This window comes from Hymenobacter sp. UYP22 (genome assembly GCF_040547285.1).
Taxonomy (GTDB): Bacteria; Bacteroidota; Bacteroidia; order Cytophagales; family Hymenobacteraceae; genus Hymenobacter.
The window spans coordinates 546,616-572,143 of the sequence record NZ_JBEPPK010000001.1; the positions used below are offsets into that span (position 1 = coordinate 546,616).

At 59.1% G+C, this 25,528-nt stretch carries 22 protein-coding genes and 1 tRNA gene; 14 read left to right on the forward strand and 9 right to left on the reverse strand.

Annotated elements, in window-relative coordinates; translation table 11 throughout:
* The first annotated feature begins 12 nt into the window (after nt 1-12).
* The gene (locus tag ABIB60_RS02415) at nt 13-2,187 is read left to right on the forward strand and encodes a bifunctional alpha,alpha-trehalose-phosphate synthase (UDP-forming)/trehalose-phosphatase (RefSeq protein ID WP_354577465.1); all 2,175 of its coding nucleotides are present in this window, start codon (nt 13-15) and stop codon (nt 2,185-2,187) included.
* Between the two features lie 239 nt (nt 2,188-2,426).
* Here the strand turns inward: ABIB60_RS02415 and ABIB60_RS02420 are convergent, their stop codons facing one another.
* Nucleotides 2,427-4,214: a glycoside hydrolase family 15 protein gene (locus ABIB60_RS02420; RefSeq protein WP_354577467.1), complete on the reverse strand. Its 1,788-nt coding sequence runs from the start codon at nt 4,212-4,214 to the stop codon at nt 2,427-2,429.
* Nucleotides 4,215-4,390: 176 nt separating this feature from the next.
* On the opposite strand from ABIB60_RS02420, the gene ABIB60_RS02425 reads away from it, so the two are divergent.
* The 4 genes from ABIB60_RS02425 to ABIB60_RS02440 all read left to right on the forward strand — a co-directional run bounded on the left by ABIB60_RS02425 (nt 4,391) and on the right by ABIB60_RS02440 (nt 9,583).
* A complete protein-coding gene (locus ABIB60_RS02425) occupies nt 4,391-5,107 on the forward strand; it encodes a TVP38/TMEM64 family protein (protein ID WP_354577469.1) in 717 nt (238 codons plus the stop codon).
* A 124-nt stretch (nt 5,108-5,231) separates the two neighbouring features.
* A tRNA-Glu gene (locus ABIB60_RS02430) sits at nt 5,232-5,303 on the forward strand.
* Between the two features lie 168 nt (nt 5,304-5,471).
* Entirely contained in the window at nt 5,472-7,631 is a 2,160-nt protein-coding gene (locus ABIB60_RS02435; protein WP_354577470.1) for a hypothetical protein, read from the forward strand.
* Between the two features lie 257 nt (nt 7,632-7,888).
* On the forward strand, nt 7,889-9,583 hold the full coding sequence (locus tag ABIB60_RS02440) for an MFS transporter (RefSeq protein ID WP_354577472.1): 1,695 nt from the start codon (nt 7,889-7,891) through the stop codon (nt 9,581-9,583).
* Nucleotides 9,584-9,861: 278 nt separating this feature from the next.
* Here ABIB60_RS02440 and ABIB60_RS02445 read toward each other — a convergent pair whose 3' ends face one another.
* On the reverse strand, nt 9,862-10,707 hold the full coding sequence (locus ABIB60_RS02445) for an SDR family oxidoreductase (protein WP_354577474.1): 846 nt from the start codon (nt 10,705-10,707) through the stop codon (nt 9,862-9,864).
* Between the two features lie 79 nt (nt 10,708-10,786).
* On the opposite strand from ABIB60_RS02445, the gene ABIB60_RS02450 reads away from it, so the two are divergent.
* The 5 genes from ABIB60_RS02450 (at nt 10,787) to ABIB60_RS02470 (ending at nt 16,467) form a co-directional block, all read left to right on the forward strand.
* On the forward strand, nt 10,787-11,197 hold the full coding sequence (locus ABIB60_RS02450; RefSeq protein WP_354577475.1) for a winged helix-turn-helix transcriptional regulator: 411 nt from the start codon (nt 10,787-10,789) through the stop codon (nt 11,195-11,197).
* A 333-nt stretch (nt 11,198-11,530) separates the two neighbouring features.
* Nucleotides 11,531-13,312, forward strand: coding sequence for an ABC transporter ATP-binding protein (locus tag ABIB60_RS02455; RefSeq protein ID WP_354577476.1), 1,782 nt, complete (start codon nt 11,531-11,533; stop codon nt 13,310-13,312).
* A 491-nt stretch (nt 13,313-13,803) separates the two neighbouring features.
* A complete protein-coding gene (locus tag ABIB60_RS02460) occupies nt 13,804-14,694 on the forward strand; it encodes a M48 family metalloprotease (RefSeq protein ID WP_354577478.1) in 891 nt (296 codons plus the stop codon).
* 137 nt (nt 14,695-14,831) lie between these two features.
* Nucleotides 14,832-15,650 (forward strand): DNA-formamidopyrimidine glycosylase, encoded by an 819-nt coding sequence (mutM, locus tag ABIB60_RS02465; RefSeq protein ID WP_354577480.1) that lies wholly within the window; start codon nt 14,832-14,834, stop codon nt 15,648-15,650.
* A 316-nt stretch (nt 15,651-15,966) separates the two neighbouring features.
* Nucleotides 15,967-16,467 (forward strand): DUF5004 domain-containing protein, encoded by a 501-nt coding sequence (locus ABIB60_RS02470; RefSeq protein ID WP_354577481.1) that lies wholly within the window; start codon nt 15,967-15,969, stop codon nt 16,465-16,467.
* 101 nt (nt 16,468-16,568) lie between these two features.
* Here ABIB60_RS02470 and ABIB60_RS02475 read toward each other — a convergent pair whose 3' ends face one another.
* The 6 genes from ABIB60_RS02475 to ABIB60_RS02500 form a co-directional block, all read right to left on the reverse strand.
* Nucleotides 16,569-16,850, reverse strand: a complete 282-nt coding sequence (locus tag ABIB60_RS02475) for a hypothetical protein (protein ID WP_354577482.1) — start codon at nt 16,848-16,850, stop codon at nt 16,569-16,571.
* A 12-nt stretch (nt 16,851-16,862) separates the two neighbouring features.
* The gene (locus tag ABIB60_RS02480) at nt 16,863-17,147 is read right to left on the reverse strand and encodes a hypothetical protein (protein WP_354577484.1); all 285 of its coding nucleotides are present in this window, start codon (nt 17,145-17,147) and stop codon (nt 16,863-16,865) included.
* 148 nt (nt 17,148-17,295) lie between these two features.
* Nucleotides 17,296-18,696: a radical SAM protein gene (locus tag ABIB60_RS02485; RefSeq protein WP_354577486.1), complete on the reverse strand. Its 1,401-nt coding sequence runs from the start codon at nt 18,694-18,696 to the stop codon at nt 17,296-17,298.
* 34 nt (nt 18,697-18,730) lie between these two features.
* A complete protein-coding gene (locus ABIB60_RS02490; protein WP_354577488.1) occupies nt 18,731-19,276 on the reverse strand; it encodes a hypothetical protein in 546 nt (181 codons plus the stop codon).
* A gap of 36 nt (nt 19,277-19,312) precedes the next feature.
* Nucleotides 19,313-20,074 carry a prolipoprotein diacylglyceryl transferase gene (locus ABIB60_RS02495; protein WP_354577489.1) on the reverse strand — a complete coding sequence of 254 codons (762 nt, stop codon included), beginning with the start codon at nt 20,072-20,074 and terminating at the stop codon, nt 19,313-19,315.
* Between the two features lie 557 nt (nt 20,075-20,631).
* A complete protein-coding gene (locus tag ABIB60_RS02500; RefSeq protein ID WP_354577490.1) occupies nt 20,632-21,657 on the reverse strand; it encodes an SDR family NAD(P)-dependent oxidoreductase in 1,026 nt (341 codons plus the stop codon).
* Nucleotides 21,658-21,878: 221 nt separating this feature from the next.
* On the opposite strand from ABIB60_RS02500, the gene ABIB60_RS02505 reads away from it, so the two are divergent.
* Nucleotides 21,879-22,358, forward strand: coding sequence for a DUF4890 domain-containing protein (locus ABIB60_RS02505; protein ID WP_354577491.1), 480 nt, complete (start codon nt 21,879-21,881; stop codon nt 22,356-22,358).
* Between the two features lie 208 nt (nt 22,359-22,566).
* Here ABIB60_RS02505 and ABIB60_RS02510 read toward each other — a convergent pair whose 3' ends face one another.
* Nucleotides 22,567-23,340: a sulfite exporter TauE/SafE family protein gene (locus ABIB60_RS02510; protein ID WP_354577492.1), complete on the reverse strand. Its 774-nt coding sequence runs from the start codon at nt 23,338-23,340 to the stop codon at nt 22,567-22,569.
* A 66-nt stretch (nt 23,341-23,406) separates the two neighbouring features.
* On the opposite strand from ABIB60_RS02510, the gene ABIB60_RS02515 reads away from it, so the two are divergent.
* The 3 genes from ABIB60_RS02515 (at nt 23,407) to ABIB60_RS02525 (ending at nt 25,495) form a co-directional block, all read left to right on the forward strand.
* The gene (locus ABIB60_RS02515; protein ID WP_354577493.1) at nt 23,407-24,048 is read left to right on the forward strand and encodes a CatB-related O-acetyltransferase; all 642 of its coding nucleotides are present in this window, start codon (nt 23,407-23,409) and stop codon (nt 24,046-24,048) included.
* A 260-nt stretch (nt 24,049-24,308) separates the two neighbouring features.
* Nucleotides 24,309-24,626, forward strand: a complete 318-nt coding sequence (locus tag ABIB60_RS02520) for an ArsR/SmtB family transcription factor (protein ID WP_354577495.1) — start codon at nt 24,309-24,311, stop codon at nt 24,624-24,626.
* Nucleotides 24,627-24,691: 65 nt separating this feature from the next.
* Complete coding sequence (locus ABIB60_RS02525; RefSeq protein WP_354577496.1) at nt 24,692-25,495, forward strand: sulfite exporter TauE/SafE family protein; 804 nt, start codon at nt 24,692-24,694, stop codon at nt 25,493-25,495.
* Nucleotides 25,496-25,528: the final 33 nt, after the last annotated feature.

Below are 25,528 nucleotides of genomic sequence, written 5' to 3' on the forward strand. Positions count from 1 at the left end.
CTGCTCTGACTTATGTCGCGCACCATTATTGTCTCGAATCGTCTTCCTACTAAAATCCTGCGTACGGATAACAGCCTCACCTTTCAGCCCAGCGAAGGAGGGCTGGCGACGGGCTTGGGGTCTATTTACCAGGCTGATGGCAATGTGTGGGTAGGCTGGCCGGGACTGTTTGTGGAAGATGCGGCCGAGGAGGAGTACGTGTGCGAGCAGCTGCGCCAGGATAGCATGGTGCCGGTATTCCTGACGGAGGCCGAAATCCGGGACTTTTACGAGGGTTTCAGCAACTCCACTCTGTGGCCCACTTTCCACTACTTTACCCAGTACGCCACCTACGAGCAAGCGCATTGGGAAGCCTACGTGGCCGTGAATGAGAAATTTTGCCGGGCCGTACTGGAGCTGGCCGGGCCCGAAGACACGATTTGGGTGCATGATTATCAGCTGCTGCTGCTGCCCGCCATGCTCCGCCAGGCCCGGCCCGAGGCTACCATCGGCTTTTTCCTGCACATCCCCTTCCCCAGTTATGAGCTGATTCGGGTACTGCCCTGGCGCAAAGAGCTGCTGCAGGGTATGCTGGGAGCCGATTTGCTGGGTTTTCACACCTTCGGCTACATGCGCCACTTCCTCAGTGCCGTGTCGCAGCTGCTGGGCTTCTCCTCCCAGAATGGGCAGATAGAAACCGGCTCCCGTACCGTGCTAGTCGATGCCTTCCCCATGGGCATCGACTACGAACGGTACGAGCAGGCGGCGGCTTCTGAGGTGGCCATCCGGCACGAGGCCACCTACCGCGAGGCCCTACGGGAAGTGCGCGTTATTCTGTCCATCGACCGGCTCGACTATTCCAAGGGCATTGCCCAGCGCCTGCGGGCCTTTGAGCTGCTGCTCCAGCGTTACCCTGAGTGGCGGGAGCAGGTGAGCCTGATTATGGTGGTAGTACCTTCCCGCGACCAGGTAGCCCAGTATGCCAGCTTGAAGGAGGAAATTGACGAGCTGGTGGGCCGCATCAATGCCCAGTACCGCACCATCAGCTGGACGCCCATCCACTACTTCTACCGCTCCTTCCCCCTGGAGGAGCTGGCCTCGTTGTATCGCCTGGCCGAAGTGGCCTTGGTAACGCCCATGCGCGACGGCATGAACCTGGTAGCCAAGGAGTTTGTAGCCAGCAAAGCCAACCAAAAAGGTGTGCTGATTCTGAGTGAGCGGGCCGGCGCCGCGCGGGAGCTGTCCGATGCGCTGATCATCAACCCCACCAATACGGGGGAGCTGGCCGAAGCCATGCATGATGCCCTGGTGATGCCCGAAGAAGACCAGATACAGCGCATGGGGGCCATGCAGGCGTTGGTGCGCCAGTACAACGTGTTTGCCTGGACCAAGCTGTTTATGAACCGCTTGGCCTACAGCAAAATCAAGCAACACACCCTGGACACCGAAACCATGAAGCCGGCCCTCACGGAGCAGCTCCGGGCCGAATATCACGCCGCGGAAACCCGCTTGCTGCTGCTGGACTACGATGGCACCCTAGCGCCCTTCAACGCTAACCCCCAGCGCGCCCGCCCCGACCAGGAACTGCTGCTGCTGCTGCGTGCCCTCACCGACGTACCCCAAAACCGCGTGGTCATTATCAGTGGCCGCGACCGGGCTACGCTGCAGGAGTGGCTGGGCCATTTGCCCGTTGATTTCATTGCCGAGCACGGCGTGTGGCTCCGAGCTGCCGGCGAGGAGTGGCAGCTGTTCCAGACGCTCAGCAACGAGTGGAAGCGGGAAATCCGGCCGATTCTGGAGCTGTACGTGGCCCGGACTGCTGGCTCTTTCATCGAGGATAAAGAATATTCCCTGGTGTGGCACTACCGCCGGGCCGATACCGAGCTGGGCACCGTGCGGGCCCGTGACATGCTCAACCACCTCACCTTCATGACGTCGAACTCTGATTTGCAGGTAATGGAGGGCAACAAGGTGATTGAAATCAAAACGGCCGGCCTCAACAAAGGCACGGCGGCGGCCCGGTGGCTGGCTACCTACCAGCCCGGCTTTACCCTGGCCATCGGCGACGACCGTACCGACGAGGATACCTTCCGGGCCATGCCTCCCGAAGCGTACACCATTAAAGTGGGCACGGTGGCCCGCTCCCTGGCCCGCTACCACGTGGCCTCTACCACCGAGGTTCGCCAGCTGCTGCGGAGCCTGCTCTAGGATAGACGGCATCTGAAACCCTCGTATCACACAAAAGCCCCTGACGCCGTGCTGGCATCAGGGGCTTTTATGTGGGGCTGTTTGCAGAACAGTAGCGCGAACTTTGTAGTTCGCGTCCCCGCGCCGTCCGCACGCTTCAGGCGGCGCGAAGGCGCGAACTACAAAGTTTGCGCTACTGCTTATTCACGGATTGCTGCGGCCTCACCTCGCCATGACAGGTTCTCTACAAAAGCAGCTACTTACACGAAGTTGGGCTGGGCTAACTTCTGGGCAATGCGGTAGGCCGCGTTGACGAGGCCGACGTGGCTGTAGGCCTGCGGAAAGTTGCCCCACTGCGAGCCGGTTTTGGCATCCACGTCCTCGGAAAGCAAGCCCAGGTGGTTGGTGTAGGTAGTCAGCTTCTCAAACTCCCGGATGGCCTCCTCCACCCGGCCCACGCTGGCCAGGGCCTCCACGTACCAGAAGGAACAGATCAGGAAGGTGGTTTCGGGCGTGCCGAAGTCGTCGGCGTGGCGGTAGCGGTAGAACAGGCCCTCGGGGGTTTTCAGCGCTTTTTCCAATGCTTGCAGGTGCTTGTGAGTCCGCTCCGAAGTGGGGTCCAGGTAGCCCATCAGAATCAACTGCAGGCCGCTGGCGTCAAGGTGGGGCGAGCCGATGGCATTGGTGTAGGCCCCTAGCTCGGGGTTGTAGCACTGCTCAATGTGGTCGGCGGCCACCTGCATCAGTCGCTCAGCCCGGGCTTCCATGGCGGTGTTACCCGTTGCCCGCGCCACCTTATGGGCCGCGAGGCTGCCGGCCCAATGAAACAGGTAGGTGTAGCAGTGCTTCTGGGCCAGGTTGCGGAACTCCCAGAGGCCGGCATCGGGCTGATCCATAGTCTGCTCGATGAGGGCCAGCGTGTCGTACACCAGCTTTTCCGGGGCCAGACGTTCGGGGTCGAGGAAACGGCAGTCCACGTACAGGGGCAGCAGCGCCACCAGCACCTGGCCGTACACGTCGTTCTGGATGTGGGTGTAGGCGTCGTTGCCAATACGGACCGGCTGGTTGCCCCGGTACCCGGCCAAGGGCAACTCCTGCTCCACCAGCTTCGACTGCCCACTAATGCCGTACAGCGGCTGATACCGGCCCTGCACCTTGGTCGAAATATTCACGATGTAGTGGAAATACCGCTCCATTTCCTCGAAGTGCCCAATGTTATTAAAGGCGGTGAGGATGTAATAGGTGTCGCGCATCCAGCAGTAGCGGTAGTCCCAGTTGCGGGTGCTGCCGGGGGCCTCGGGCAGGCTGGTGGTAGTGGCGGCAATAATGGCCCCGGTGTCCTCGTACTGGTGCATTTTCAGGGCCAGGGCGGAGCGGAGCACCTGGCTTTGCTGGAAGCTGCCAATGCTGGTACTTTTCACCCAGGTGCGCCAGTACTCCACCGTGGCCCGCAGAAACCGCTCGGCAGTGCTTTCCAGCGGAGCCTCCAACGGAGCGCCGTAGGTCATCACCAGGTATTTCGGCTCATTGAGTACAAAGTCTTCCTCTTCCAGCACATACGTGAGCGGAATGTTGGTAGTCAGGCGGATTTCCTCTTCCAGCCCCAGAAATGCAATGTGGTTGGAGCTGCGGCGGCGCGTGAGTTCCAGCTCACCGTACTTGCCCACCGGCCGGCACGCCACCCGAATGCGGGGCATTCCCTCCAGGGGCTCCACCTTCCGAATAAACATCAGCGGCTTATAGTACCGGTCATACTGCGGGAAGCGGGGCGCAAAATCGGTTACTCGGTAGCGGCCATCGGTGGTGGTAATGTCGGTTTGCAGTACGTTGGTGTTGGAGAGGTAGGTTTGGTTGGAGGTGAACTGCTGCGTGGGGTCGGCGGGCCGGATGCTGTACTCACCGCCCTTCTCCTCATCCAGCAGAGAGCCAAATACGAAGCTACTATCGAAGCGGGGCCAGCACAGCCAGCGCACGGCCGTATCAGTCCCAATTAACCCCAGGAAAGCACAGTTGCCAATCAGGCCGAAATCATAGGTATGTTTTATCATGCAGGCGAAGAATTGGCCCGGCAAACCGGAGGCACGGGCACAGTGTGGAAGGTGGTAGTACCCTGCCCAGGCCCTGCAGGTTGTGTTAGCCGCGTATTCGTGGGGTGCGTATGCAGATGCTATACCACCCGCAGCGGGTGGTTTCGTCTTGCGCTTGTCCTTTTATCTGCCTGGTTTTGCCTACAGCCCGCTCCGCCTCACCGACCACCGAAAAGCGCAGCAGCCGCGCGCCACTGTACATCACCCTGGTTTTGCTAGCGGCACTGGCTGGCTGCTGGTTTGGCTGGCCTGCCTTCCAGGACCAGGCCCGCGAAGCCTGGGAGGTGTTGAAATCGGGGGAGCAGCCGCGCATTGCCGCCTGGATGCGGCAGTTTGGCTATTGGGGGCCGGCGGTGTTGGTACTGGCCATGGTGGTGCAGATGTTCCTGTTCGTGGTGAACGTGGTGCTGCTGATTCTGGTAGCCATCCTGGCCTACGGGCCGTGGTGGGGCTCTTTGCTGGCTTTGGCGGGCGTGGTAGCGGCCTCTTCGGTGGGCTACGCGCTGGGCCGGGCCCTGGGAGAGTCATTTATTCAGAAGCTGCTGGGCCGCAAAACCGAGCAGAATGTGCTGGACGTAGTGGACCGCTACGGCGTGTGGGCCATTATCATAGCCCGCCTCTCCCCCGCCCTCTCCGATGATGCCATCAGCTTTGTGGCGGGGCTGGCACGCATGGGCTACTGGAAGTTTATGGCCGCTACCGTAGCCGGCGTAGTGCCCCTCATTGCCCTGCTGGCCTACCTGGGCGAGGACAGTGAGCGACTGAAAACCGGCCTGCTTTGGGTAACGGGCGTGAGCGTACTGCTGTTCGGGGCCTACGTCTGGTGGGACCGAAATCGGACCAAGCAAAAATAATCGTGTTGATTCTGCGGTATTTAGCCGACTTCAACAAATATTTTCAACCCACCTTCTTGCATTCAGCCAGAAACATTCTACTTTTGCATCACCAAAACGGAACACGCTCCGGGTTTGGATAGCTGGTCCGTTCGTCTAGGGGTTAGGACAGTAGATTTTCATTCTACCAACAGGGGTTCGATTCCCCTACGGACTACACTAAGCCTTCTGCTGTACAGCAGAAGGCTTTTTTCTTGCCTTTCAGGGTATGCTGCACCATGAGTGATTGGTAAAAAAACCAGGCGGGGCCGTGCAACTGCCGGCTGAGCTATCCTACCTTTGTAGTGCTTTCGGTGGGTCGGAAGCGGTTTTCTGTCTACTTGCTGTGATACATTTTTCCGGACTGCGTGGGCTCCTGTGGGTGGTGCTCACGGGCCTGTTGTCGCTCTGTGCCGTTTCCGTGCGCGCCCAGCGCGCCCCTCTCCTGCGTGATATGAGCCTGCGGACTGATACCGTCCGCTACAGCCTCAGCCGCAACACGGCCCTGGTACAGGGCGAAGCGCACCTGTACTTCTATTACCGCCAGGACGATGAAACCGCCGAGCTGCTGGTGTATCCCGAAACCCCGGGCCGCCAGGGCCTACGCCTGCAACGCTCCGCCGATTTTACCCTGCTCGACTCCCTGACGCCCGTAGATGGCGGCCAGTACTTCCGGGCTAAGCTGCGCTTCAAGGACTTGAGCAGCAACAACTTCCTCAGCCTCACCTTCCGCCAGCCTTCCGATTCGGTGGGGTTTGCCCCCCGCACCCAAACCGTGAAGCTGCTACCCGTTACGCGCACCACCCTGGAGTTTCGGCCCGCCGATACGGAGCTGTTTGTGGGCGAGGAAAAGGTGTTCGACCTGAGCAGTAACAACCCCAAGAACATTCGGGTAACGACGGACTGGACGCGCGGCCAGGATATTGACTACCGCCTGGAGCAGGAAAAGGGCGTGCTGCGCCTGCACGTACTGCCCAACGCACTGGGCACCCGCCAGCTCACCCTGCGCCCCCAAACCGAGCGGCCCTTCCTCACCGACAACAACCGCCGCGTTACCTACGCGCTGCCTCCCCTGCGCCAGGAATTCACCGTGAAAGCCTCCCGTCTGCGGTTTTTGAGCGTCGATAAAAAGGAAATTACTCTGGATGAAGCCTCGCGACGCAAGGGCGTGGAGCTGATTCTGGACAACGGCCGCACCTTTGATTTGAAGCGCACTTACCGCATCGAGGACCAGGAGGAAGCGGGCGGGACGCTCATTGCCGAGCTGTTTACGCGCCAGTACCTCACCAACGACCGGGTGCTGTGCTGGCTGCGCGTGTACAACACCCACCGCCAGACGGAAAGCTACCTCTACATCAAGGAAAACGACCAGGCTAAGTATATCACCAACTTCAACATCTCGCCCAAAACCACCATTACGGCCGTGAGCGTGCGGCACCGGGGCGGCGACTGGAGCAACAGCGCCACCGTGAACCCCGGCGAAACCGTGGACGTGCGCCTGGAGGGGGAGTCGTTGTCAAGGGCGCGCTTTCACTTTGATGATGTGCGCGTGATTCCCTCCGACTCCAGCATCAAGACCGACGCGGCGGTGGTGTACCGCATTCAGGTGCCCGTCACCATTGATAAGCGCCGCATCACCATTTACAACGCCGGGCAGCCCACGGGCCAGAGCCTGGCGGTGCGGGAGTTTCAGCGGCCTCACCCCCTGGATTTTGTGGGCGTTACCTTCGGCGAAGCACCCCGGCCCATCACCCGCCTTAACGGCCCGGTGCTCTATGACCGCACGGTGAGCGACGTGGTATTTAGCTTCAACACGGCCGGCATCGACTCCGATAAACAGCTCTACGGCAAGCAATACCTCACCTTCGACATCCGGACGCAGAACGCCAAGGGCGAGCTGATTGAGATGCGCACGGTGGAAAATGTGGTTATCTGCCCCGATGAAAGCTCGGTGCGGGCTGCCTTCTACCAGGATAAGCAGTGCCAGGTGGGCAACATCAGCCTCAACAATCTGCTTTCAGCCCGCAAAACCTACGCGCTGGAGGATTGGAGCACGATTATCGTGACGGTGCGCCACAACCAGGGCCAGTACAGTGAGCCAGGCTTCACCCAGAAGCTGGAGCTGGTGCTGCAGCGCCGGGTGAAATTTGACATTGACATCAGCTTTCCGGGCGGTTTGCTCACCAAGTACAAGGGCGAATCGAGCTTTACCTCGTTTGGCGGTATTTCCCTGGCTACGCTGGCGCAGTTCAGCTTTTATCACCCTACCAAAATCAACAAGCTGCGGCCCTATAAGGTGGGTGCCGGCTTCGTGGCCCTCAACGCCTTCAACCTCAGCCAAGACTCCAACGTGAACCGCGACCTGGGCATTGTGGTACTTGGCTCGGTGTACCCCACCCGCTCCGATGCTCGCCTGACGTTTCCACTGTACCTGGGCGGGGGCTATCTGATGAACAAACGCTCTTTATTCTTCCTATTCGGGCCGGGCATTGGGATACGATTATAGCGGAGCGAAACCGGCGGTGCGTGACGCAGCTGAAGCGCCTAAAGGACAACAATGCTAATCCTTCTTGTCTCAGGCGCGAAAACCTCAACCTAATCGAAAGCCCCCGGTGTCAGGGGCTTTTCGATTTTTGGTGCTTGGTGCTTGGTGCTTGGCGAAGAGGCAGATTGCTTCAGCTCCACCGGTCCGGCGGCTTCCCGCCGGACCGGAAACTCACTATTTCACCACCTCCCCTTTTCACCTTTACGTAAGGGAGCTACATGTCTGCTCCTGTTACTGCTGCCGCGCCGCCGGTTTCTACTTCCCCTTTCACGCCGCTGCGCATCCCCATTTTTCGGATGCTCTGGATTGCCTCCTTCGTATCCAATATTGGCACCTGGATGCAGAACGTGGGGGCGGTGGGCCTGATGACCGAGCTGACGGCTTCCCCGGTGCTGGTGGCCTTGCTCCAGACGGCTTCGGCCCTGCCCGTGTTCTTGCTGAGTTTGCCCGCCGGGGCCCTGGCCGATTTGGTGGACCGCCGCCGCATGCTGCTGCTCACCCAAACCTGGATGGCCGCCACGGCCCTGGTGCTGGCTACCGTGACGCTGCTGGGCCTCAACTCGCCCTGGCTGCTGCTCACCCTCACGTTTATGCTGGGCCTGGGCGGGGCCCTGAACAACCCGGTGTGGCAAACCGTGACGCCCGAGCTGGTACCCCGCCAGGAGTTGCCCCAGGCCATTGCCCTTAACAGCGTGAGCTTTAACCTGGCCCGGGCCTTTGGGCCGGCACTGGGCGGGCTGGTTATCGGGTATTTCTCGGCGGGTGCGGCGTTTCTGCTGAATGGGCTGTCGTTTCTGGCTACTATCTACATGGTGTACAGCTGGAAGCGGGAGCCGCAGGCTACTTCCACGCTGGCTACTGAGCGGGTGGTAGCGGCCATTCGGGGTGGTATCCGGTACGCGCGGTTTGCGCCCCCGGTGCAGCGCATTCTGGTGCGCGGGGTGAGCTTCACGGTTGGAGCCAGCGCCCTATTTGCCCTGATGCCGGCGGTGGTATCCCGGCGGCTCCACCTGCCCACTTCCTTCTACTCTCTGCTGCTCTCGTGCATGGGTCTGGGGGCCGTGCTGGCGGCCGTTACCCTACCCCGCCTCAACCAGCGCCTCTCCATTGACTGGCGCGTGACGCTGGCTACGGCCGCCTTCGCCACCGGGCTGCTGGGCCTGGGGTACGCCAATAATCAGTGGTTGCTGTATGGGCTGCTCACGCTGGTGGGTATGGCCTGGATGCTGGTGCTGAACTCGTTTAGCGTGGGCGTACAGACGGTAGTGCCGCGCTGGGTGCAGGCCCGTACCATCAGCCTCTACCTGCTCACCATTCAGGGCGGTATGGCCCTGGGCAGCGTGGTGTGGGGTACCGTGGCCGAACACCTGGGCCTACCCCTGGCCCTGACGGGGGCCGCCGCCTGGCTGGGCCTGAGCATGCTGCTGGTACTAAAATTCTCCCTGCGCACCGCTCCCGAAACCCTCGACCATACGCCCGCCCGGCCCCGTCTGGAGCCGGTGCTGGTCCAGGAGCCCGCCCCTACTGAGGGCCCGGTTATCATCACCACTACCTACCGCGTTCTGCCCGAGCACCGCCCGCAGTTTACTTACCTCATGGAGCAGCTGGGCCGCATCCGGCGGCGGGAAGGCGCTATTGGCTGGGGCCTCTACGCCGATTTGGCCGAGCCCGCGCGTATGGTAGAATACTTCTTAGTAGAGTCGTGGGAGGAGCACGAGCAGCAGCACGACCGGGGCGTAAGCCGGGACGAGGCCGACCTGAAAAACCAGATCCGGCAGCTGCACCAGGGTCCGGAGCCCCCCCACATAACGCACCTGCTGGCCCAGCACTACCGCCCCACGGCTACTCCTCCCGTTATGGTGCCCGGCAGTACCCGCCTGGTAGCCAGCACCGCCGGCGAGGCCACTGCCTAGTGCAGGTTGGCGTTGCCTGGTTAAGTTGCTTGCCTAGCTTCCTGGCAGGCCCACAAAGAAACACCCGCAGCCATTCTTCATGTTGGCTGCGGGTGTTTAGGCAAATAAGCTATTCAGGAAGTTATCCGACCGTCATGCTGAGCGTAGTCGAAGCACCTCTACCGCTGGCTAATTCAATCGTGCAGACGAAGCAGTAGAGATGCTTCGGCTGCGCTTAGCATGACGGGCTGAATGGAGTTATCCAATTTCTTAGAACAGCTTCGAAGGTAGGTATCGAACTACTTGAGGGCCGCAGCTACAGCCGTAGCCAAAGGCGTGGTGGGACGGCCAATCAGCTTGGAAAGCTGGCGGCTTTCATCAAACAAGGCCCCTTCGGCGGCGTCAGCATCCCAGCTGGCCAGGCCGTGCGCAAAACCTTCGGGCACCCCAAACCCAGCCAATGTGGCGGCGTAGTCGGCCACGGGCAAGTCGCGGTAGGGAATGTCTTTGCCGGTCTGGCGCGAAATTTCGGCGGCTAGCTCCGCCAGGGTATACGATTCGTCGCCCGCCAGCTCGTAGGTCTTACCCTCGTGGCCTTCACCGGTCAGCACCGCCACGGCTGCGTCGGCAAAATCGGCGCGGGTAGCGGAAGATATTTTACCGTTGCGGGCACTACCAATAAACGCGCCGCCCGCCACGGCTCCGGGCACCGAGCCCGTGTAGTTTTCGGTGTACCAGCCATTGCGTAGCAGCGTGTACGCCACGCCCGAAGCCTTCAGTTCGGCCTCTGTGGCCCGGTGCTCCTCGGCCAGGCTCAGCGGCGAGGCATCAGCGTGCAGCACGCTGGTATAGATGATGTGCTTCACCCCGGCCTGCTTGGCGGCTTCAAGTACGTTGTGGTGCTGCTGGGCCCGCTGGCCTACTTCGCTGGAAGAAATCAGCAGGAGCTTATCCACGCCGGCCAGGGCCGCGCCAAGGGTAGCTGGTTGGGCGTAATCGGCTTCGCGGGTTTCCACGCCCAGGTCGGTGGCTTTGGCAGAGTTGCGCACCAGGGCCACCAGTTGGTCGGCGGGAACCTGGGTTTTCAGCTTTTCGATGACCAGGCGGCCCAGTTGGCCGGTGGCTCCGGTAATGGCAATTTTCATGATTTCACGGGTTAGATGAGGAACGCCACAAAAGTATGTGGTATACTTACGCAAAGTAAGTACGCACAAAAAGGTAAGTATGAAAAAAGTTAAAGTAGCTCCGGCTCAGGAAGCGGCTACCCTTTCCGAAAAGATGCGGCGCGGGGATTTACTGTCGGCTGCCTGTCCCTCGCGGGCCATCATGAAGCACATTACCAGCCGCTGGGGTGTGCTGGTATTGCTGGTGCTGGAGGGCGAAACCCGCCGCTTCAGTGAGCTGCGCCGCCTGATTGGGGGCGTGAGTGAACGGATGCTGGCCCAAACCCTGCAGTGGCTGGAAGCCGACGGCCTGGTGAACCGCCGGGCCTACGAGGTGGTGCCCCCGCACGTGGAGTACAGCCTCACGCCCCTGGGCCAGCAGGCCGCCCACAAAGTGCGCGACCTGGCCGACTGGATTGAGGGCAGCGTCCCGGCAATTATGCAGCACTGGAATAACACCTCAGCCAGCTAGTATGCGGAGGGTAAGCTACCAACCCGTCATGCAGAGCCGCAGGCGAAGCATACCGCGTACCGATGTTAGTATTAGCCCCGCAAATTCAACCACTCCGTAGCCTAGGGCTTAAACCCTGAGCTAGTGAAGCAACGTCAGCACACTAGATGCTTCATCTGCGGTTCTGCATGACGGGCTTCTGTCTAAGTCTCCAGACAGCTTGGTACCCCTCACGGCCTGCACAGGGCTTTCAACCCTAACTTTGCCTGGGCCTGAAGCGGCTGATTTGGGTTCCGCGAAAACTTTCGGGGGGCTTTGCGGCTTGTGTGCTTTCTCCCCCTCTCTCTGCTACCCATGAAACTTCTATACCGCTACCTTCGGAACTACTGGGGGCTGCTGGCACTGGCGCTACTGCTAGCGGCCATCAACCAGATTTTCTCTCTGCTCGACCCCTACATTCTAGGCAAAATTATTGATCGGTATGTGTCGCCGAAGCTGAAAAGCGGCCTGCATCCTTCGTTTTGGGAGTTCCTGACGGGCGGGGCGGGCTGGCTGGTACTCCAGGCTTTGGGCGTGGCCATGGTGTCGCGCATTGCCAAGAACTTCCAGGATTACTACACCAACGTCATCACCCAGCGGCTGGGAGCCGCATTGTATTCCGACGGCCTGTGCCACTCTTTGGAGCTGCCCTACCAGGTGTTTGAGGACCAACGCTCGGGCGAAACGCTGGGCAAGCTCCAGAAGGTGCGCACCGACGTGGAGAAGCTCATTCAGAGCTTTATCAACGTGCTGTTTATCTCGTTGGTGGGCATCATTTTCGTGACGTGGTACGCCCTGAGCGTGTACTGGCCCATTGCGCTGGTGTATTTCCTCACCATCCCGCTGCTGGCTACTCTGAGCTTTTTTCTGAGTAAGCGCATCAAGGTGATTCAAAAAACGATTGTGGCCGAAACCACCGCGTTGGCCGGCTCCACCACCGAAAGTCTGCGCAATATTGAGCTGATTAAGAGCCTGGGGCTGGCCCAGCAGGAAACCCAGCGGCTGAACGCCACCACCGGGAAAATCCTGAAGCTGGAGCTGAAAAAGGTGCGCTACCTCCGCTCCTTATCGTTTGTGCAGGGCACGTTTGTGAACCTGATGCGCAACGTGATTCTGCTGATGCTGGTGTTTCTGGTGGTGCAGGGCATCATTGAGCCGGGTAAGTTCATCACCTTCTTCTTCTACTCTTTCGCCATTTTCGGGCCGCTGCAAGAGTTGGGCACCATCATCAACATTTACCGCGAAACGGAGGCTTCTCTGGCCAACTACCAGCAGATTCTGGATACGCCCAAGGAAGTGAAACCCACTCATCCCAAAAGCATCGGCCAGATTCAGACCCTGGAATTTGACAACGTGCATTTCCAGCACCTCACGGCCAGCTCCCCAGCCCTGGATGGCATCACCTTCCATACCCAGCTGGGCCAAACCATTGCCTTTGTAGGCCCCTCCGGCTCGGGCAAAACGACACTGGTGAAGCTGCTGGTAGGGCTGTATCCGCCTGCCCAAGGCCGCATTCTGTACAACGGCGTGCCCGGCCCCGAGCTGGATTTGGACGCGCTGCGGGAGCAGATTGGCTTCGTCACCCAGGATACGCAGCTATTCGCGGGTACCATTCGGGAAAACCTGCGCTTCGTAGCCCCCACCGCCACCGACGAGCAGTGCCTGCGCGCCCTGCGCCAAGCCGCCGCCGACTCCCTGTTGGCCCGCGCTCCCCTGGGCCTCGATACGGTCATCGGCGAGGGCGGCGTGAAAGTATCGGGTGGGGAAAAGCAGCGCCTGAGCATTGCCCGGGCCCTGCTGCGCCATCCTACCCTCCTGGTGTTCGATGAAGCCACCTCTGCTCTGGATTCCCTCACGGAGGAAGAAATCAGCCAGACGGTACGCACTCTTTCCGGCTCCCGCCAGCACATTACCATCCTGATTGCTCACCGCCTCAGCACTGTCCTGCACGCCGACCGCATTTTTGTGCTGGAGCGCGGCCACGTGGCCGAAGCCGGCCGCCACGAGGAGCTACTAGCGCAGCGCGGCCTCTACTACGCCATGTGGCGCCAGCAGATTGGGGAGCGGGAAATAGTAAAGGCCGAACTGGTGAAATAGATTCCGCTCGGCAAACCAGCCGAATCCCATCGAAACGCACTTCCCTTTACTGCTTCCCAGAATTCAGAATAGTAAACTGCTTTTTGGTTTCCGCGCCAGCAGTGCCCGCCGGCCTGGCCCACATAAGTGGGCCGGGCCGGCGGCGCTTTTTTGAGGATAATTCACCCGTATACTTTACTCTGGGCGGCGTACGTTCAATGCCTGAGTAACCGGTAGTTTCCTAGGTATATCTCGGAAATTCTATGAGCATTATGCGCTTCAGCTTTGGATACCTGTTACACCGGAACCCTTCGGCATTCAATTGTGTTTTTCTCATAAGCAGCCCATGTTTACAGCTGGTTTATTTGCCCCCTTTCATTGCTTCGGAAGCGCTGGCTATAAGTTCCCTGAGTAACTGATATTATTTCTTGCGGAAGTTTTGCTCGGAGCTTATCAATTCTTTTTTCGGCAAGGTAATTGCAAATATGTTGTTTCATAAAAAGCACTTTTCCATGACCCACCTTCGCTTTTTCCGCCGCTTTGCAGGCTTGGTGCTTGCCGGGTGGTTTTGTATTGCCAATAGCAGCCAGGCCCAGTCTTCTTCCTCGGGCCAGCGCGATATCCTGCGCGAAATTACGGAGGTGGTGGGCCTGAAACCCCGCTTCCAACTGCGCGCTACCTCTCAGGTGCAGAATGCTGCGGCTGTTGTCTATGACGGTCAACGTTTCCTGCTTTATAACCCGCAGTTTGTGGCCGCCGTGAACCGCGCCGGTCATACCGACTGGGCCGGTATCAGCATTTTGGCTCACGAAATGGGGCACCACCTCAACGGCCACACCCTACGCCCCGGCGGCTCCAACCCCACCGATGAGCTGGAAGCCGACGAGTTTTCGGGGTTTGTGCTGCGGAAAATGGGGGCCAGTATGGCCCAGGCGCAGGCCGGTATGGCCGTAGTATCCGATGACGAGGCCTCCCCCACCCACCCGGGCCGCCGCACCCGCCTTACTGCCATCAGCGACGGTTGGCTGCGCGCCAACCAGCAGATTGTAGCCAGTAACCGGGTATCAGCCCCTTCGGCCACCCCGGCAGTGCTGGCCAACCGGGCCACGGCACCCGTGCGCACGGTGGCTGCTACCTCGTCTTCTCCCGTGAGCGTGCTGGGTAAAATTACCTTCCGTGACAACCCCGGTGAGGATTACTACATTACCAACCGCCTCAACGTGGTGCGCCTCGACCACGATGACCGCACGGCGGAAGTGGTGGGCCGCCTCACTCGCTCGGAAAGCACTACTTACCCATACGTGCTGGTTGATGGCCGGCAGCGCCGCTTGTACGTTAGCCGTAGTGGCAGCATTTTTGATACCAGTGGCCGGCAGGTAGCCTTGCTTTCCGACCCCTCGTAGCCCTGCTTGGTAGTTTTCCTGTTTTGCCGGCCGGCCTCTTTTCCAGGGGCCGGCCGGTTTGTTTTGCGTGGTACTCAACCTGCACCGTGGCTCGGCCGTTGGGAGGCAGTATACTCCGCTATTGCTTACCATTGCCAATGCCCGAATTACCCGAAGTTGAAACGTACCGCCGCTTCCTGGATGAGCTCGTTATCGAGGAAACTATCACCGCATTTGAAGTAAAAGATGCTCACGTATTAGCCGCCGATGAAGCCGCGCTGCGGACGGCGCTAGTGGGCCGCACCGTTGTGCAGACCAGCCGCTTGGGCAAAAACTGCTTTCTGCACCTAGACAACGGCCGGGTACTGGTACTGCACTTTGGCATGACCGGCGACGTGGGTGCCTACCGCGACGAGGCCGATGCCCCACGTTTTACCCGTGTGGCCCTGCACTTGGGCTCCGGCCTGCGCATCGCCTTTGTGGACCCGCGCAAGTTTGGGCGCATCCGGCTGGCCGATAGCGTTATAGCTTACCAAGAAGCCAAAAAGCTGGGCCCCGATGCGCTGGATATTACTGCTCAGCAGCTGCAGGCGGCCCTAAGCCGCCGCAAAACCCTGATTAAACCGCTGCTGCTTGACCAGCGCCTGACAGCGGGCCTAGGCAATTGGATAGTGGACGAGGTTCTGTTTCAGGCAAAGGTTCACCCCGAGCGGGTGGCGGCTACGGTAACTGAGGCAGAGTTTGGCCGGTTGCACGCGGCCATTCAACTGGTGTTGCGCACAGCCATTCAGCACGAAGCCAACTACCGGAATTTCCCAGCTAGCTTCCTGATTCATGCCCGTGAATGGGACGATTCCGCTACACCCGGTACCGATAGCCACCATTTCTGCCCTGTACACACAACTACCGAAATAGATAAAACCTATGTGGGTGGCCGTGCTACCTACACGTGCCCTGTTTGCCAGCCCAAGCATTAAACATTCTTTAATGCAATTTCAGCTTTAGCAGCCCCGATTTGCCATGCAGATCGGGGTGTTTTATTTTTCTGGCATTTAACTACCATATTATCAAGAAAATACACTGACAATAGCACTTTTCGGGCACTCCATTGGAAGAAAAGATCAATTTTGCTAACCATCTGATCTACTACAAATTATAATCATTTAAATTTGTTCGCCGGCAGTTAAAAACTACCGAAGTAGTAGAGAAGTTGGACGATTAAATGTGAGGTTCATGCCGCAGATGTACTACGCCGAAAAGCGTGTTGTTGCACATTCACCAAAACCCGTTTTCATGAAGAAACTGCCCGTATTCCTGAGCTTGTTGGCAAGCACTCTTGTGTTTGCCTCGTGCGAGAAAGAGATTGAGGAGATAAAAGACCCCGCCCAGGAAGTGGCAGCTGCCGCTGCAAATGCCCAATCGAAACCCGAGTTGCTGGCTGCTGGCCCCTGGCACCTCGCCAGCCTCACGCTGGCTAGTGCTACCCCCGGTGCCACTGCCACGCCGGCCGTCGATATCTTACCCCGCATGAAAGCCGCCCAGCGCGACAATCAGCACACCTTCAAGGCCGATGGCAGCTACGTGCTGGATGAGGCCGCCGAAAAAGCCTATGCCGAGGCCCCTCAGCAGCTCACTGGCTCCTGGAAACTCACCGGCGACTCGCTCACCGTAACTCAACCCAACGTAACCCGCCACTTTTTTGTGGAGGAGCTAAGCACCACTACCCTGCGCGTGAAGCTCACGCAGGCTGGTGAACAGGGCACCACCACGTACACCTCCGTTTTCTCGCGCTAGGCGCCTCCTTACTTCCTGACCACCGTTCAAACCAATCCGTCCTGCTGGCACCAGCAGGACGGATTGGTTTTTTGGCTACCTGGAAGGCGAACCTACGCGCATCACACCTGCCCCAAAGCTCCCAACATGAGCATAGCACCGCAGGAGCCGAAACCAACCAGGAATACCAGTAGCGCACTCAGAAAGTAAGCGGCCGGGCCTCGCTCCCAGTGCACAAAACCGAGTATGATATTCACCACTGCTATACCCAAGTAGACGATTACGAAGAGAATAACCGAACTACCATTCGTGAGTCTGCTAAGCAGCCCCAACACCACGGCTGCTCCCAACACGGCCAGCAGGTTGTTGCGCAGAACGCGGGAAGTAGGAGTTGGCTCAGACATACGACGCAGGTTTTAGTGCATGCTCCCTAGTTTCAGGTGCGTGGCGCAGTCACCGAAACCAATCATAAATACCAGCAGCCCGGCCAGTAGAAACCCAATGCTGGTTTTACCCCGGCCACTGAACAGACAGCCAATAAACAGCAGCATGTTTACGAAAGCCATGGCAAAGAGTAAAATAAAAATGCCTTCGTCGCCGCCCGTGAGGAGTTGCCGGCCAATGTGCAGCACCAGCACTACGCCCAGGTTGATGAGCAGGATGCGGCCGATGTAGTGCTTGGGGGCGGGTGTAGGTTCCATTGAGGTAGCGGCTTCACAAACCGGGGCCGGTCCGGCGGCTGGAAGCCGTCGGGCCGGTTGAAGTGTGCTGATGTTGTTGCGTCGTCGTTCGGTTGTCAGCTGACGCCGACCGGCCCGACGGCTTGCCGCCGGACCGGGGCACGGCATACTACAATACCGGAATATCGCGCAGTACCTGCAGGCGGGCCAGCTTCTCCTCGTCGCGGTAGAGCATATTCATGGTTTCGAAGGGAATAATCTTGAGGTCCTTGCTCACGATGTGCACGCAGGACTTCTTGATGGCGCGCACGTCAAAATTCCAGGCATCCATGAACTGCAGGATGATGATGCGGAACAGGTTATCGTAACTGAGGTTGGGGGCCTGCACCTGCGGAAGGCAGCACAGCAGCTGGTTCATTTCGGGCAGTACGGTGTCCACGGTGTTGGCGGTGCTGAACAGCTTGAGCAGGTGCTGGCGCAGGCGCGGGTCCCGCTCATACACGATGGTGTTGCCCCCGCTTTGCAATAGGTCGGCGGGGTCCACGTAGCGGGTCAGTGGGAATACCTCACCGTCGAGCTTGAGGGCGTAGGCCATGGCCAGGGCATCGGGGTTGCAGGGCACCGGCAGCAGGTCCTCGGCCGTGAAAACCGGGCTCTGGTCGATGATGCCCTGGCGGACTTCGGTGAGGCTGAGGCGGTCGGTGGCGGGGTCGAAGTGCTCCAAGCGGCCGGCGGCCTGGGTGGGCTGGAACGTGACGCCGCGCACACACTTTTGCTTCAGGGCGAAGTCGATGATTTCGCCCATTTCATCATCATTCAGGCCTTTTTGCAGGGTGACGACCAGTGTGGTGCTCAGGTTGTACTTGTTGAGGTGCTCCAGGGCCTGCAGGCGCACCTCCCGCAAATCCCGCCCACGCATGTTCTCCAGCACCTCTTTCCGAAACGAATCAAACTGCAGGTACACCTCGAAGGCCCCGGCGTAGGTGGCCAGCCGGGCCACAAAGGCCTCGTCCTTGGCCAGCCGCACGCCGTTGGTGTTCACCATCAGGTGCTTGATGGGCTTGCGCTTGCACATATCCAGAATTTCCCAGAACTGTGGGTGCAGCGTAGGTTCCCCGCCGGATATCTGCACCACGTCGGGCTCCCCCTCATTGAGCACCAGCACATCTACCATGGCCTCCACCTCCTCCAGGGTGCGGTGCCGGCCGTGCAAGGGGCTGCTTTCGGCGTAGCAGGTGGGGCAGGTGAGGTTGCAGCGGTCCGTTATTTCGATGACGGTGAGGCAGCTGTGCTGCTCGTGGTCGGTGCAGAGGCCGCAGTCGTAGGGGCAGCCGTAGTGCGTGGCGGTATTGAAGCGGCGGGGCGTTTCGCTGGGCTTCACGTAGTTGCGGATGCTCTTGTAGTACTCCACGTCGGTGGCAATGAGCACCCGCTGCCGGCCGTGCTCGGGACAGCGCTTGAGCATATACACGTTACCATCTTCAAAAACAATCTTGGCTTCCACCCGCCGCAGGCAGTGCGGGCACAGGCTCAGGGTGAAGTCGTAGTAGGTATAGGGACGTTCGGGCATGGGTGTTTGCAAGATTACACTGTATGGGCATCCATTATTTCCAACTCCAACCTAAAGCATTGATGTACGGAATCTGAAGCTGTGTTGCTATACGAAGCAACTCGTGCCGCAATTCTGGAAATCTCGCAATTTGCTGTTTAGGTAAAATCAACGACATATTCGTTGTCAGACGCAAATAAATAGCAGAAGAAACTTCGACTATTTCCGATATTTCGGACATATTAATACATCCTTCTGATATCTTATCCTTGGTTAACAACGAATTATTATCAACTTTGATAAATATTAATTCATTGAATCTATCCTTATAGTTTTCCCGCACAAAATTTTCATAATGCTTCATATACCTTCTCCTGGAATATACAGGAAATAAAATTCCACATATTACAGTGAAAAATAAAAAATAAAACATCAAATATATATTATCTTGCAGATAGAAAAACAATGCTAATACCCCCAATGCCAACGTGGCAATAACATGACTTCGCAATCTATTACTTCTTATTCTATCAGATGTGGAGGCTAAATACAATTGATGATTTACGTAATCATCAGCAGTTAATGCATAGGTTACTTCCATAGTGAAACGACTATTCTTTAAATTTTTATTTACTATTTACTTTACTAGAAAAGAAGACTCTTCATCTTTTCTTATAAACAGCCACCCATAATACCCCAAGCCCGCCACGCAGGCCCATTGGATGGCGGTGAGGCCCCAACCGGACGGGGCGGGCGTGGGTTTGAGGAACTCCACCAGCAGCCGGAACAGCAGGTAACCTACCATAAAGAACCGGAAGCGCCAACCATTGGGCAAGGAGCCGCTCCGCTCCCGTAGCCAGAGCAGGGACCCAAGCAGCAGCAGCCACAGGATTTCGTAGAGGTTGGTGGGGTGACGCAGTACACCGTCGCCGAAGTTGATGCCCCAGGGCAGCGTGGTGGCCGTGCCAAAGGTGCCGTCTTCGAGGCCGGAGAGGTGACAACCGAGGCGGCCAATGCACATGCCCAGAATGACGGGATACACCATCAAATCACCGCTGGAGGTAGTGACGCCAAGCTGCTTTTTAGTTAGCTCCACCCCTACTAAACCGCCGAGCAGGCCACCCACGATGGTCTTGTTGGTGAAGTAGTAGAGCCAGCCGCCGGGCGGGTGCATCAATAGCTCCGGGTGTTCCAGCAGCCCCAGCACCCGGGAGCCCAGCAGGGCCCCGGCCGCGCACCCCACGAATATCCAGAGGCGGTTATCCTCCGAAATCAGGTCGAGGGTGCGGCGGCGCAGGTACTGGTATACCCGGAAACCCACCGAATAGGCCAGCACTTCCAGCAGTAGGTGAACCGGCAGCGCCAGCGGCCCCAGGGAAAGATGAACGGGATACGTCAACTGTAGTGCCGGTTATCAGTTGCTAATTGTCAGAAGACAATGATACATAAAACGCGCCGGTGCAACTGTGGCCGCCATTCTGAGCAGCCGCAGGGCCTTATATCAGGCGGTGTGGAGAGTCGCGTAGAGAGAACGTCATGCAGAAGCGCAGGCGAAGCATCTCGCGTGCTGACGTTACAAGGATGATCCAGACAACAGCACGCGAGATGCTTCGTCACTGGCTCAAGGCGCCACATGCTCTGCAGGACGTGCTAGGCAGAACAGTTTATCAAGTGTCAACACGCTCTAGCTAAATGAGTTGTTGCACGATGGTAAGAAGCTCCAGAAGTTACAATCAGCATGTCGTACTTCGTCTGGCATCTGGCATCTAAGCAGCCATAGCATCTTCACACTATTCCACCTGAACAAAGCAGTAGAGATGCTTCGACTTCGCTCAGCAGGACCGTTTTGGAGTTTTCAGACACAGCCTGGAACAGCGGCTAGGGTTCTTGCGCTGCCCAAGATTACAGCTTGGGTGACTGCCCGGTGGATAGTCGGCCGCTGGCTGCTCGCCAGTACTACCGCTCGTTATTGCGCTTTTCGGCTTTGCGGGTGAGGCCCGTTAGCCAGGACTGGCTGAGCGCCGACTCACTCTCGTAGCCGCGGCGCCGCTCGTCGCCGGCGGAGCCGTTGGGGGCGGGCAGGGTACGGTTTACCCAGCCCAGCACATCGGCGGTAGTGCCGGGAAACAGGCCGTGGAAGGCGGAGAGCACCTTAGCGGGCACGCTCAGAATAACTTCGGCGTCGCCGCGGCGGCAGGCATTCCAGATTTCGCGCCCGGCCCGGTCGGCATCCATGGAGAGCATGGGCAGGGAGTCGGCAATGATGAAAGCGGCGTACTCCTTTTTATGCTGGCCCTTCACAATGGCGTGGCGGGCGCTGCCGGTACGCATGAGGCCGGGGCAGACGGTGGTTACCTGCACGCCATATTGCAGCAGCTCAGCCCGGTAGCTTTCCGATAAGCCCACTAGAGCAAACTTGCTGGCACAGTAAGGCGCCAGGTGGGGCACGGCTACCTTTCCACCCACCGAGGCAATGTTTACGATGCGACCCTCGCCCCGGCGCCGCATGGCGGGCAGCACTGCCTGCATGGCGTGTAGTGGAGCCCAGAAGTGCGTATCCATCGAGTCCTGGTAGTCGCGCAGCTCAATATTGTCCAAGGGGCCCGCCGTGATGATGCCAGCATTGTTGATGAGCACATCAATGGCTCCCAGCTGCCGCTGAACTTGCTCCACCAGGGCCGTCACGTCGGCGGCCTGGGTTAGGTCGCAGGGCAGGGCCAGCACCTCGCTGCCAGCCTCGGCCAGCTCCTGGCGGGCGCGCTCCAGCTCATCGGCGTCGCGGGCGCAGATGGCTACTCGGGCACCTTCGGCCACGGCTTGCCGGGCCAGAATCAGGCCCAGGCCGCGGGAGCCGCCCGTAATGAGGACCACTCGCCCGCTCAGATCGTACTGGCCCCGGCGGTTGGCGTAGAGCGTGGCGGCCAGCAGGCCAACGGCGCCGGCAGCGGCCACCAGCAGGGAGTTTCGGGTATCAGGTTTCATAGGCGGAATGGTTGGGGCAGAGTGGACACCCGTTGTAAGCGAACCAGCGGAGAAAGGTTACGCCCCGGATGCCGGGGCCCCAACATTTTTCGGCATGAAATGGAATACCCCGGGCCATTGCGGCGTTCTGGCAGTTGCTTTGCAAAACTGGCATCATCTTTACTGCTTCAACTCCGAAGCCGCACTTGCCGCCGGTTTCGTCACTTACTACGTCGGATTACATGAAAACTCTTCTGCTGGCCGCCCTGCTTACCCTCACTGCCACCTCGGTTTCCTTGGCCCAGACTACTGCCACCCGGCCCAAGCCCCCTACAAAACCTGCCGCCAAGCCCGCCGCCGCTTCTGCCCAGCCAGCGCCCCCCGTGCTCAATGAGCAGCAGGTAGCCGCCCGCGCCAACGCCCTCACCGACAACATGCAAAAGGCGCTGGGCCTGAATCCGCAACAGCTGGAAAAGGTGCGGCAGATTAACCTGCTGAGTGTGCGGGGGGTGGAATCGGCCCGGCAGAAGTACGCCCGCAACGTGCGCAAAATGGCTGGTGTAGTGGATGATATCGGCCAGTCGCGCTTGGCTATGCTCAAGGAAACACTCACCCCTGCTCAGTTCGACAAATACCAGCGTAAGCGCGAGGAGAAAATGGGCGTCCCTAGCTCTCAGGGTATCCAAGGCAATGCCGTTCCGGGTTTGCCCGGCGGCGAGTAAGCCTGTCATTGCGAGCCGCGCGAAGCAATCCGTCCTTCACGAAGCGCTCAACTCTGACCTACCCAAAAGCCCCCGACGCCAGCACGGACGTCAGGGGTTTTTTATTTATTAAGGCTTTTGACTGCGTACAGGACGGATTGACGCCGCTTGATGCGCGGAATGTCCTTCGTCCTCGCAATGACAACTCCCACCCTCCTACCTTACTTCCCTATCCCCCGTTTACCATCTGCCAGCCCAGCTTCAGAATAAACGCGCTGACAATTACCAGAAACAGCCCACGCACGAAGCCAGTGCCGTGGCGTAAAGCCAAATGCGCGCCCAGCGTGGAACCCAGAATATTGCTGATGGCCATAGGAATAGCCACCGCCCACAAAATCTGGCCGGTATAGGCAAAGTAGGCCAGGGCCGCCAGGTTGGTGGCTATGTTCACCAGTTTGGCCGAAGCCGAGGACGTGATAAAGTCGAAGCCGAACAGCCCCACGAAAGCAAACAGCAGAAACGAGCCCGTACCCGGCCCGAAAAATCCGTCGTAGAACCCAATGGTCATGCCCACCAGTGCTCCGTGGAGCGGCTCGCGGCGGGCGGGCAGCTTGGGCGCGTGCAAAGAGCCGAAATCCTTACGCCAGAAGGTGTACACGGCAATAACCACCAGCAGGCCCAGCACCAGCTTGGGCAGCAGCTCCTGGGGCAGGTGGCTCACCACCCGCGCCCCCAGAAACGAGAATACGCCCGCTACCACTGCCGCTGGCCCCACCGCCCGCCACTGAATGGGCACCTGCCCGGCGTAGCGCCGGAAGGCGGCCGCCGTCCCCATCAATGAGGATACCTTGCCCGTTCCGAAAACAGTGGGCGTCGGTACACCCTTGAGCAGCAGCAGCATGGCCGGCAGCTGAATCAGGCCACCCCCGCCCACAATGGCATCAATTAAACCGGCCAGAAAAGCCGCTCCACACAGTAAACCCAGCGTTAGCGTCGAAATCATACGGCCGCGAAGGTACTGCCTCGGGCGGCTACATCCGCGTACTTTTGCGCCTTACCTCTCCCTGTTATGACCGGCCCCCATCCTTCCACTTTGCATCCTTTGCCCCACCACCGCAAGCTGGTGTTCCTGAAAAACCTGGTAACGCGCCCCACCATCCTCGTCGGCGACTATACCTACTATGACGACCTTGATGACCCGGCCAACTTCGAGCGCAATGTCCTCTACCACTTCGACTTTATCGGGGACCGGCTTATCATCGGCAATTTCTGCGCCCTGGCTTCCGGGGTGAAGTTTATCATGAACGGCGGTAACCACGAAACTACCCCGGTTTCCACCTATCCGTTTGCCATTTTTGGTGAGGGCTGGGAAGCGGCCATGCAGGGACAAACGGTAGCGGAGAAATACCCTTCCAAAGGGGATACCGTGGTGGGGCACGATGTGTGGATTGGGCACGAGGCCACTGTCATGCCGGGCGTGCACATCGGCAATGGGGCCGTGGTGGCTACCAAGGCCGTGGTAACGCGTGATGTGCCAGCTTACGCCATTGTGGCCGGCAACCCCGCTCAAGTAGTGCGCTTCCGCTTCGATGAGGACACCATTGCCCGCTTGCAAAAGCTGGCGTGGTGGCACTGGCCCGCCGATAAAATCACCCGCCACCTAGCGTTGCTCGGAGCCGCCGACGTGGACGCGCTGGAAAAGGCCCGGTAGCCGGCAGCGGCAAACACCCGAACGTCATGCTGAGCATGTGGCGCATCAAGCCAGGGACGAAGCATCTCTACCGCTTCGCCAGAACGTTATTCCGAGCGTGCGAGGAATCTCGCGTGCTGACGTTGTGATGATCACCGCTCCATAGCCCAGGTTTTAAACCCTGGGCTAGTGAATCGTTGAAACAAAGCAGCAAAAACCGGGAACCAAACCGAGCAGCTGATTTGTATACATGAACAAATGATCATACATTTGCATACCGTATGGCACCTACCACTGCTCCCGTCGAAATGAACCTGTCCATTGAAAAGATGGAAAAGGTGGCCTTCATCCTCAAAACCACGGCTCACCCCACCCGGATTGCCATTGTGCAGCTGCTGGCGGCCCAGGAAAGTCTGTCGGTAAACGACATCAGCGAGCGGCTGAACATTGAGCAGAGCCTGGCCTCCCACCACCTGTCGGGCATGAAGCTGAAGGGCATCCTGAGCAGCTCCCGCGACGGTAAAAACGTGTTCTACTCCCTGAAAATGCGCGAAGTGGTGGATGTTATCCAGTGCATTGCCGCGTGCACCTTTCTGTAACGGGCGCGGCTTTTTTTGCCGCAACACATGAACAATCTTTCATAAATACATACGTTCAGCTTTTCATGTTACAAGCCACCGGGTACCTTGCCGCTGTTTTTATCGGCCTTTCGCTGGGCATCATGGGTGGGGGCGGCTCCATTCTTACCGTGCCCGTGCTGGTGTATTTGATGGGCGTGAGTCCGGTGCTGAGCACGGCTTACTCGCTGTTTGTGGTGGGCTCGACTTCGGTGGTAGGCGCTTCGGGCTACTTCCGCAAGGGGCTGGTGTCGCTGAAAACGGCGCTGGTGTTTCTGGGGCCGTCGTTGGCGGCGGTGTTTGCGGTGCGGCGGCTAGTGATGCCGGCCATTCCGGCGGAGCTGCTTACGGTGGGCGGGCTGGTAGTTACCAAGGATTTGCTGGTGCTGGTGGCGTTTGCCGGGCTGATGGTGGGGGCCGCCGCGTCCATGATCCGGAGCCGGGAGCCGGAAGTGCCGCTGGCAACCGGGGCCCAGCCGCCTTTCAACTACCCGCTGGTGCTGGGCATCGGGCTGGTGGTGGGCACGCTCACGGGCTTTGTGGGGGCGGGCGGCGGCTTCCTGATTATCCCGGCCCTGGTGCTGGGGGCCCGCCTGCCCATGAAGCTGGCCGTGGGCACGTCCTTGGTCATCATTGCTCTGAACTCACTGATTGGGTTCAGCGGCGACCTAAGCGCGGGCACGCCCATTGCCTGGTCGTTTCTGCTGGGGTTTCTGGCGTTTGCGCTGGCGGGCATCGTGGCGGGCACCTACCTGGCCCGCTTCATTCCGGGCCACCGGCTCAAGCCGGCTTTCGGGTGGTTTACGCTGGCCATGGGCACGTTTATCCTGCTGCGGGAGCTGGTTTTCTAGCGTTCTGCTAAGCTTTTGTTCAGCGTTTTGTGG

Excerpts from the sequence above, each read along its gene's own strand:
- ABIB60_RS02415 (WP_354577465.1), top strand. The coding sequence starts at position 13 with ATGTCGCGCACCATTATTGTCTCGAATCGTCTTCCTACTAAAATCCTG.
- ABIB60_RS02420 (WP_354577467.1), bottom strand. The coding sequence starts at position 4,214 with ATGATAAAACATACCTATGATTTCGGCCTGATTGGCAACTGTGCTTTC.
- ABIB60_RS02440 (WP_354577472.1), top strand. The coding sequence starts at position 7,889 with ATGTCTGCTCCTGTTACTGCTGCCGCGCCGCCGGTTTCTACTTCCCCT.
- ABIB60_RS02445 (WP_354577474.1), bottom strand. The coding sequence starts at position 10,707 with ATGAAAATTGCCATTACCGGAGCCACCGGCCAACTGGGCCGCCTGGTC.
- ABIB60_RS02450 (WP_354577475.1), top strand. The coding sequence starts at position 10,787 with ATGAAAAAAGTTAAAGTAGCTCCGGCTCAGGAAGCGGCTACCCTTTCC.
- ABIB60_RS02455 (WP_354577476.1), top strand. The coding sequence starts at position 11,531 with ATGAAACTTCTATACCGCTACCTTCGGAACTACTGGGGGCTGCTGGCA.
- ABIB60_RS02460 (WP_354577478.1), top strand. The coding sequence starts at position 13,804 with ATGACCCACCTTCGCTTTTTCCGCCGCTTTGCAGGCTTGGTGCTTGCC.
- mutM (WP_354577480.1), top strand. The coding sequence starts at position 14,832 with ATGCCCGAATTACCCGAAGTTGAAACGTACCGCCGCTTCCTGGATGAG.
- ABIB60_RS02470 (WP_354577481.1), top strand. The coding sequence starts at position 15,967 with ATGAAGAAACTGCCCGTATTCCTGAGCTTGTTGGCAAGCACTCTTGTG.
- ABIB60_RS02475 (WP_354577482.1), bottom strand. The coding sequence starts at position 16,850 with ATGTCTGAGCCAACTCCTACTTCCCGCGTTCTGCGCAACAACCTGCTG.
- ABIB60_RS02480 (WP_354577484.1), bottom strand. The coding sequence starts at position 17,147 with ATGGAACCTACACCCGCCCCCAAGCACTACATCGGCCGCATCCTGCTC.
- ABIB60_RS02485 (WP_354577486.1), bottom strand. The coding sequence starts at position 18,696 with ATGCCCGAACGTCCCTATACCTACTACGACTTCACCCTGAGCCTGTGC.
- ABIB60_RS02490 (WP_354577488.1), bottom strand. The coding sequence starts at position 19,276 with ATGGAAGTAACCTATGCATTAACTGCTGATGATTACGTAAATCATCAA.
- ABIB60_RS02500 (WP_354577490.1), bottom strand. The coding sequence starts at position 21,657 with ATGAAACCTGATACCCGAAACTCCCTGCTGGTGGCCGCTGCCGGCGCC.
- ABIB60_RS02505 (WP_354577491.1), top strand. The coding sequence starts at position 21,879 with ATGAAAACTCTTCTGCTGGCCGCCCTGCTTACCCTCACTGCCACCTCG.
- ABIB60_RS02510 (WP_354577492.1), bottom strand. The coding sequence starts at position 23,340 with ATGATTTCGACGCTAACGCTGGGTTTACTGTGTGGAGCGGCTTTTCTG.
- ABIB60_RS02515 (WP_354577493.1), top strand. The coding sequence starts at position 23,407 with ATGACCGGCCCCCATCCTTCCACTTTGCATCCTTTGCCCCACCACCGC.
- ABIB60_RS02520 (WP_354577495.1), top strand. The coding sequence starts at position 24,309 with ATGGCACCTACCACTGCTCCCGTCGAAATGAACCTGTCCATTGAAAAG.
- ABIB60_RS02525 (WP_354577496.1), top strand. The coding sequence starts at position 24,692 with ATGTTACAAGCCACCGGGTACCTTGCCGCTGTTTTTATCGGCCTTTCG.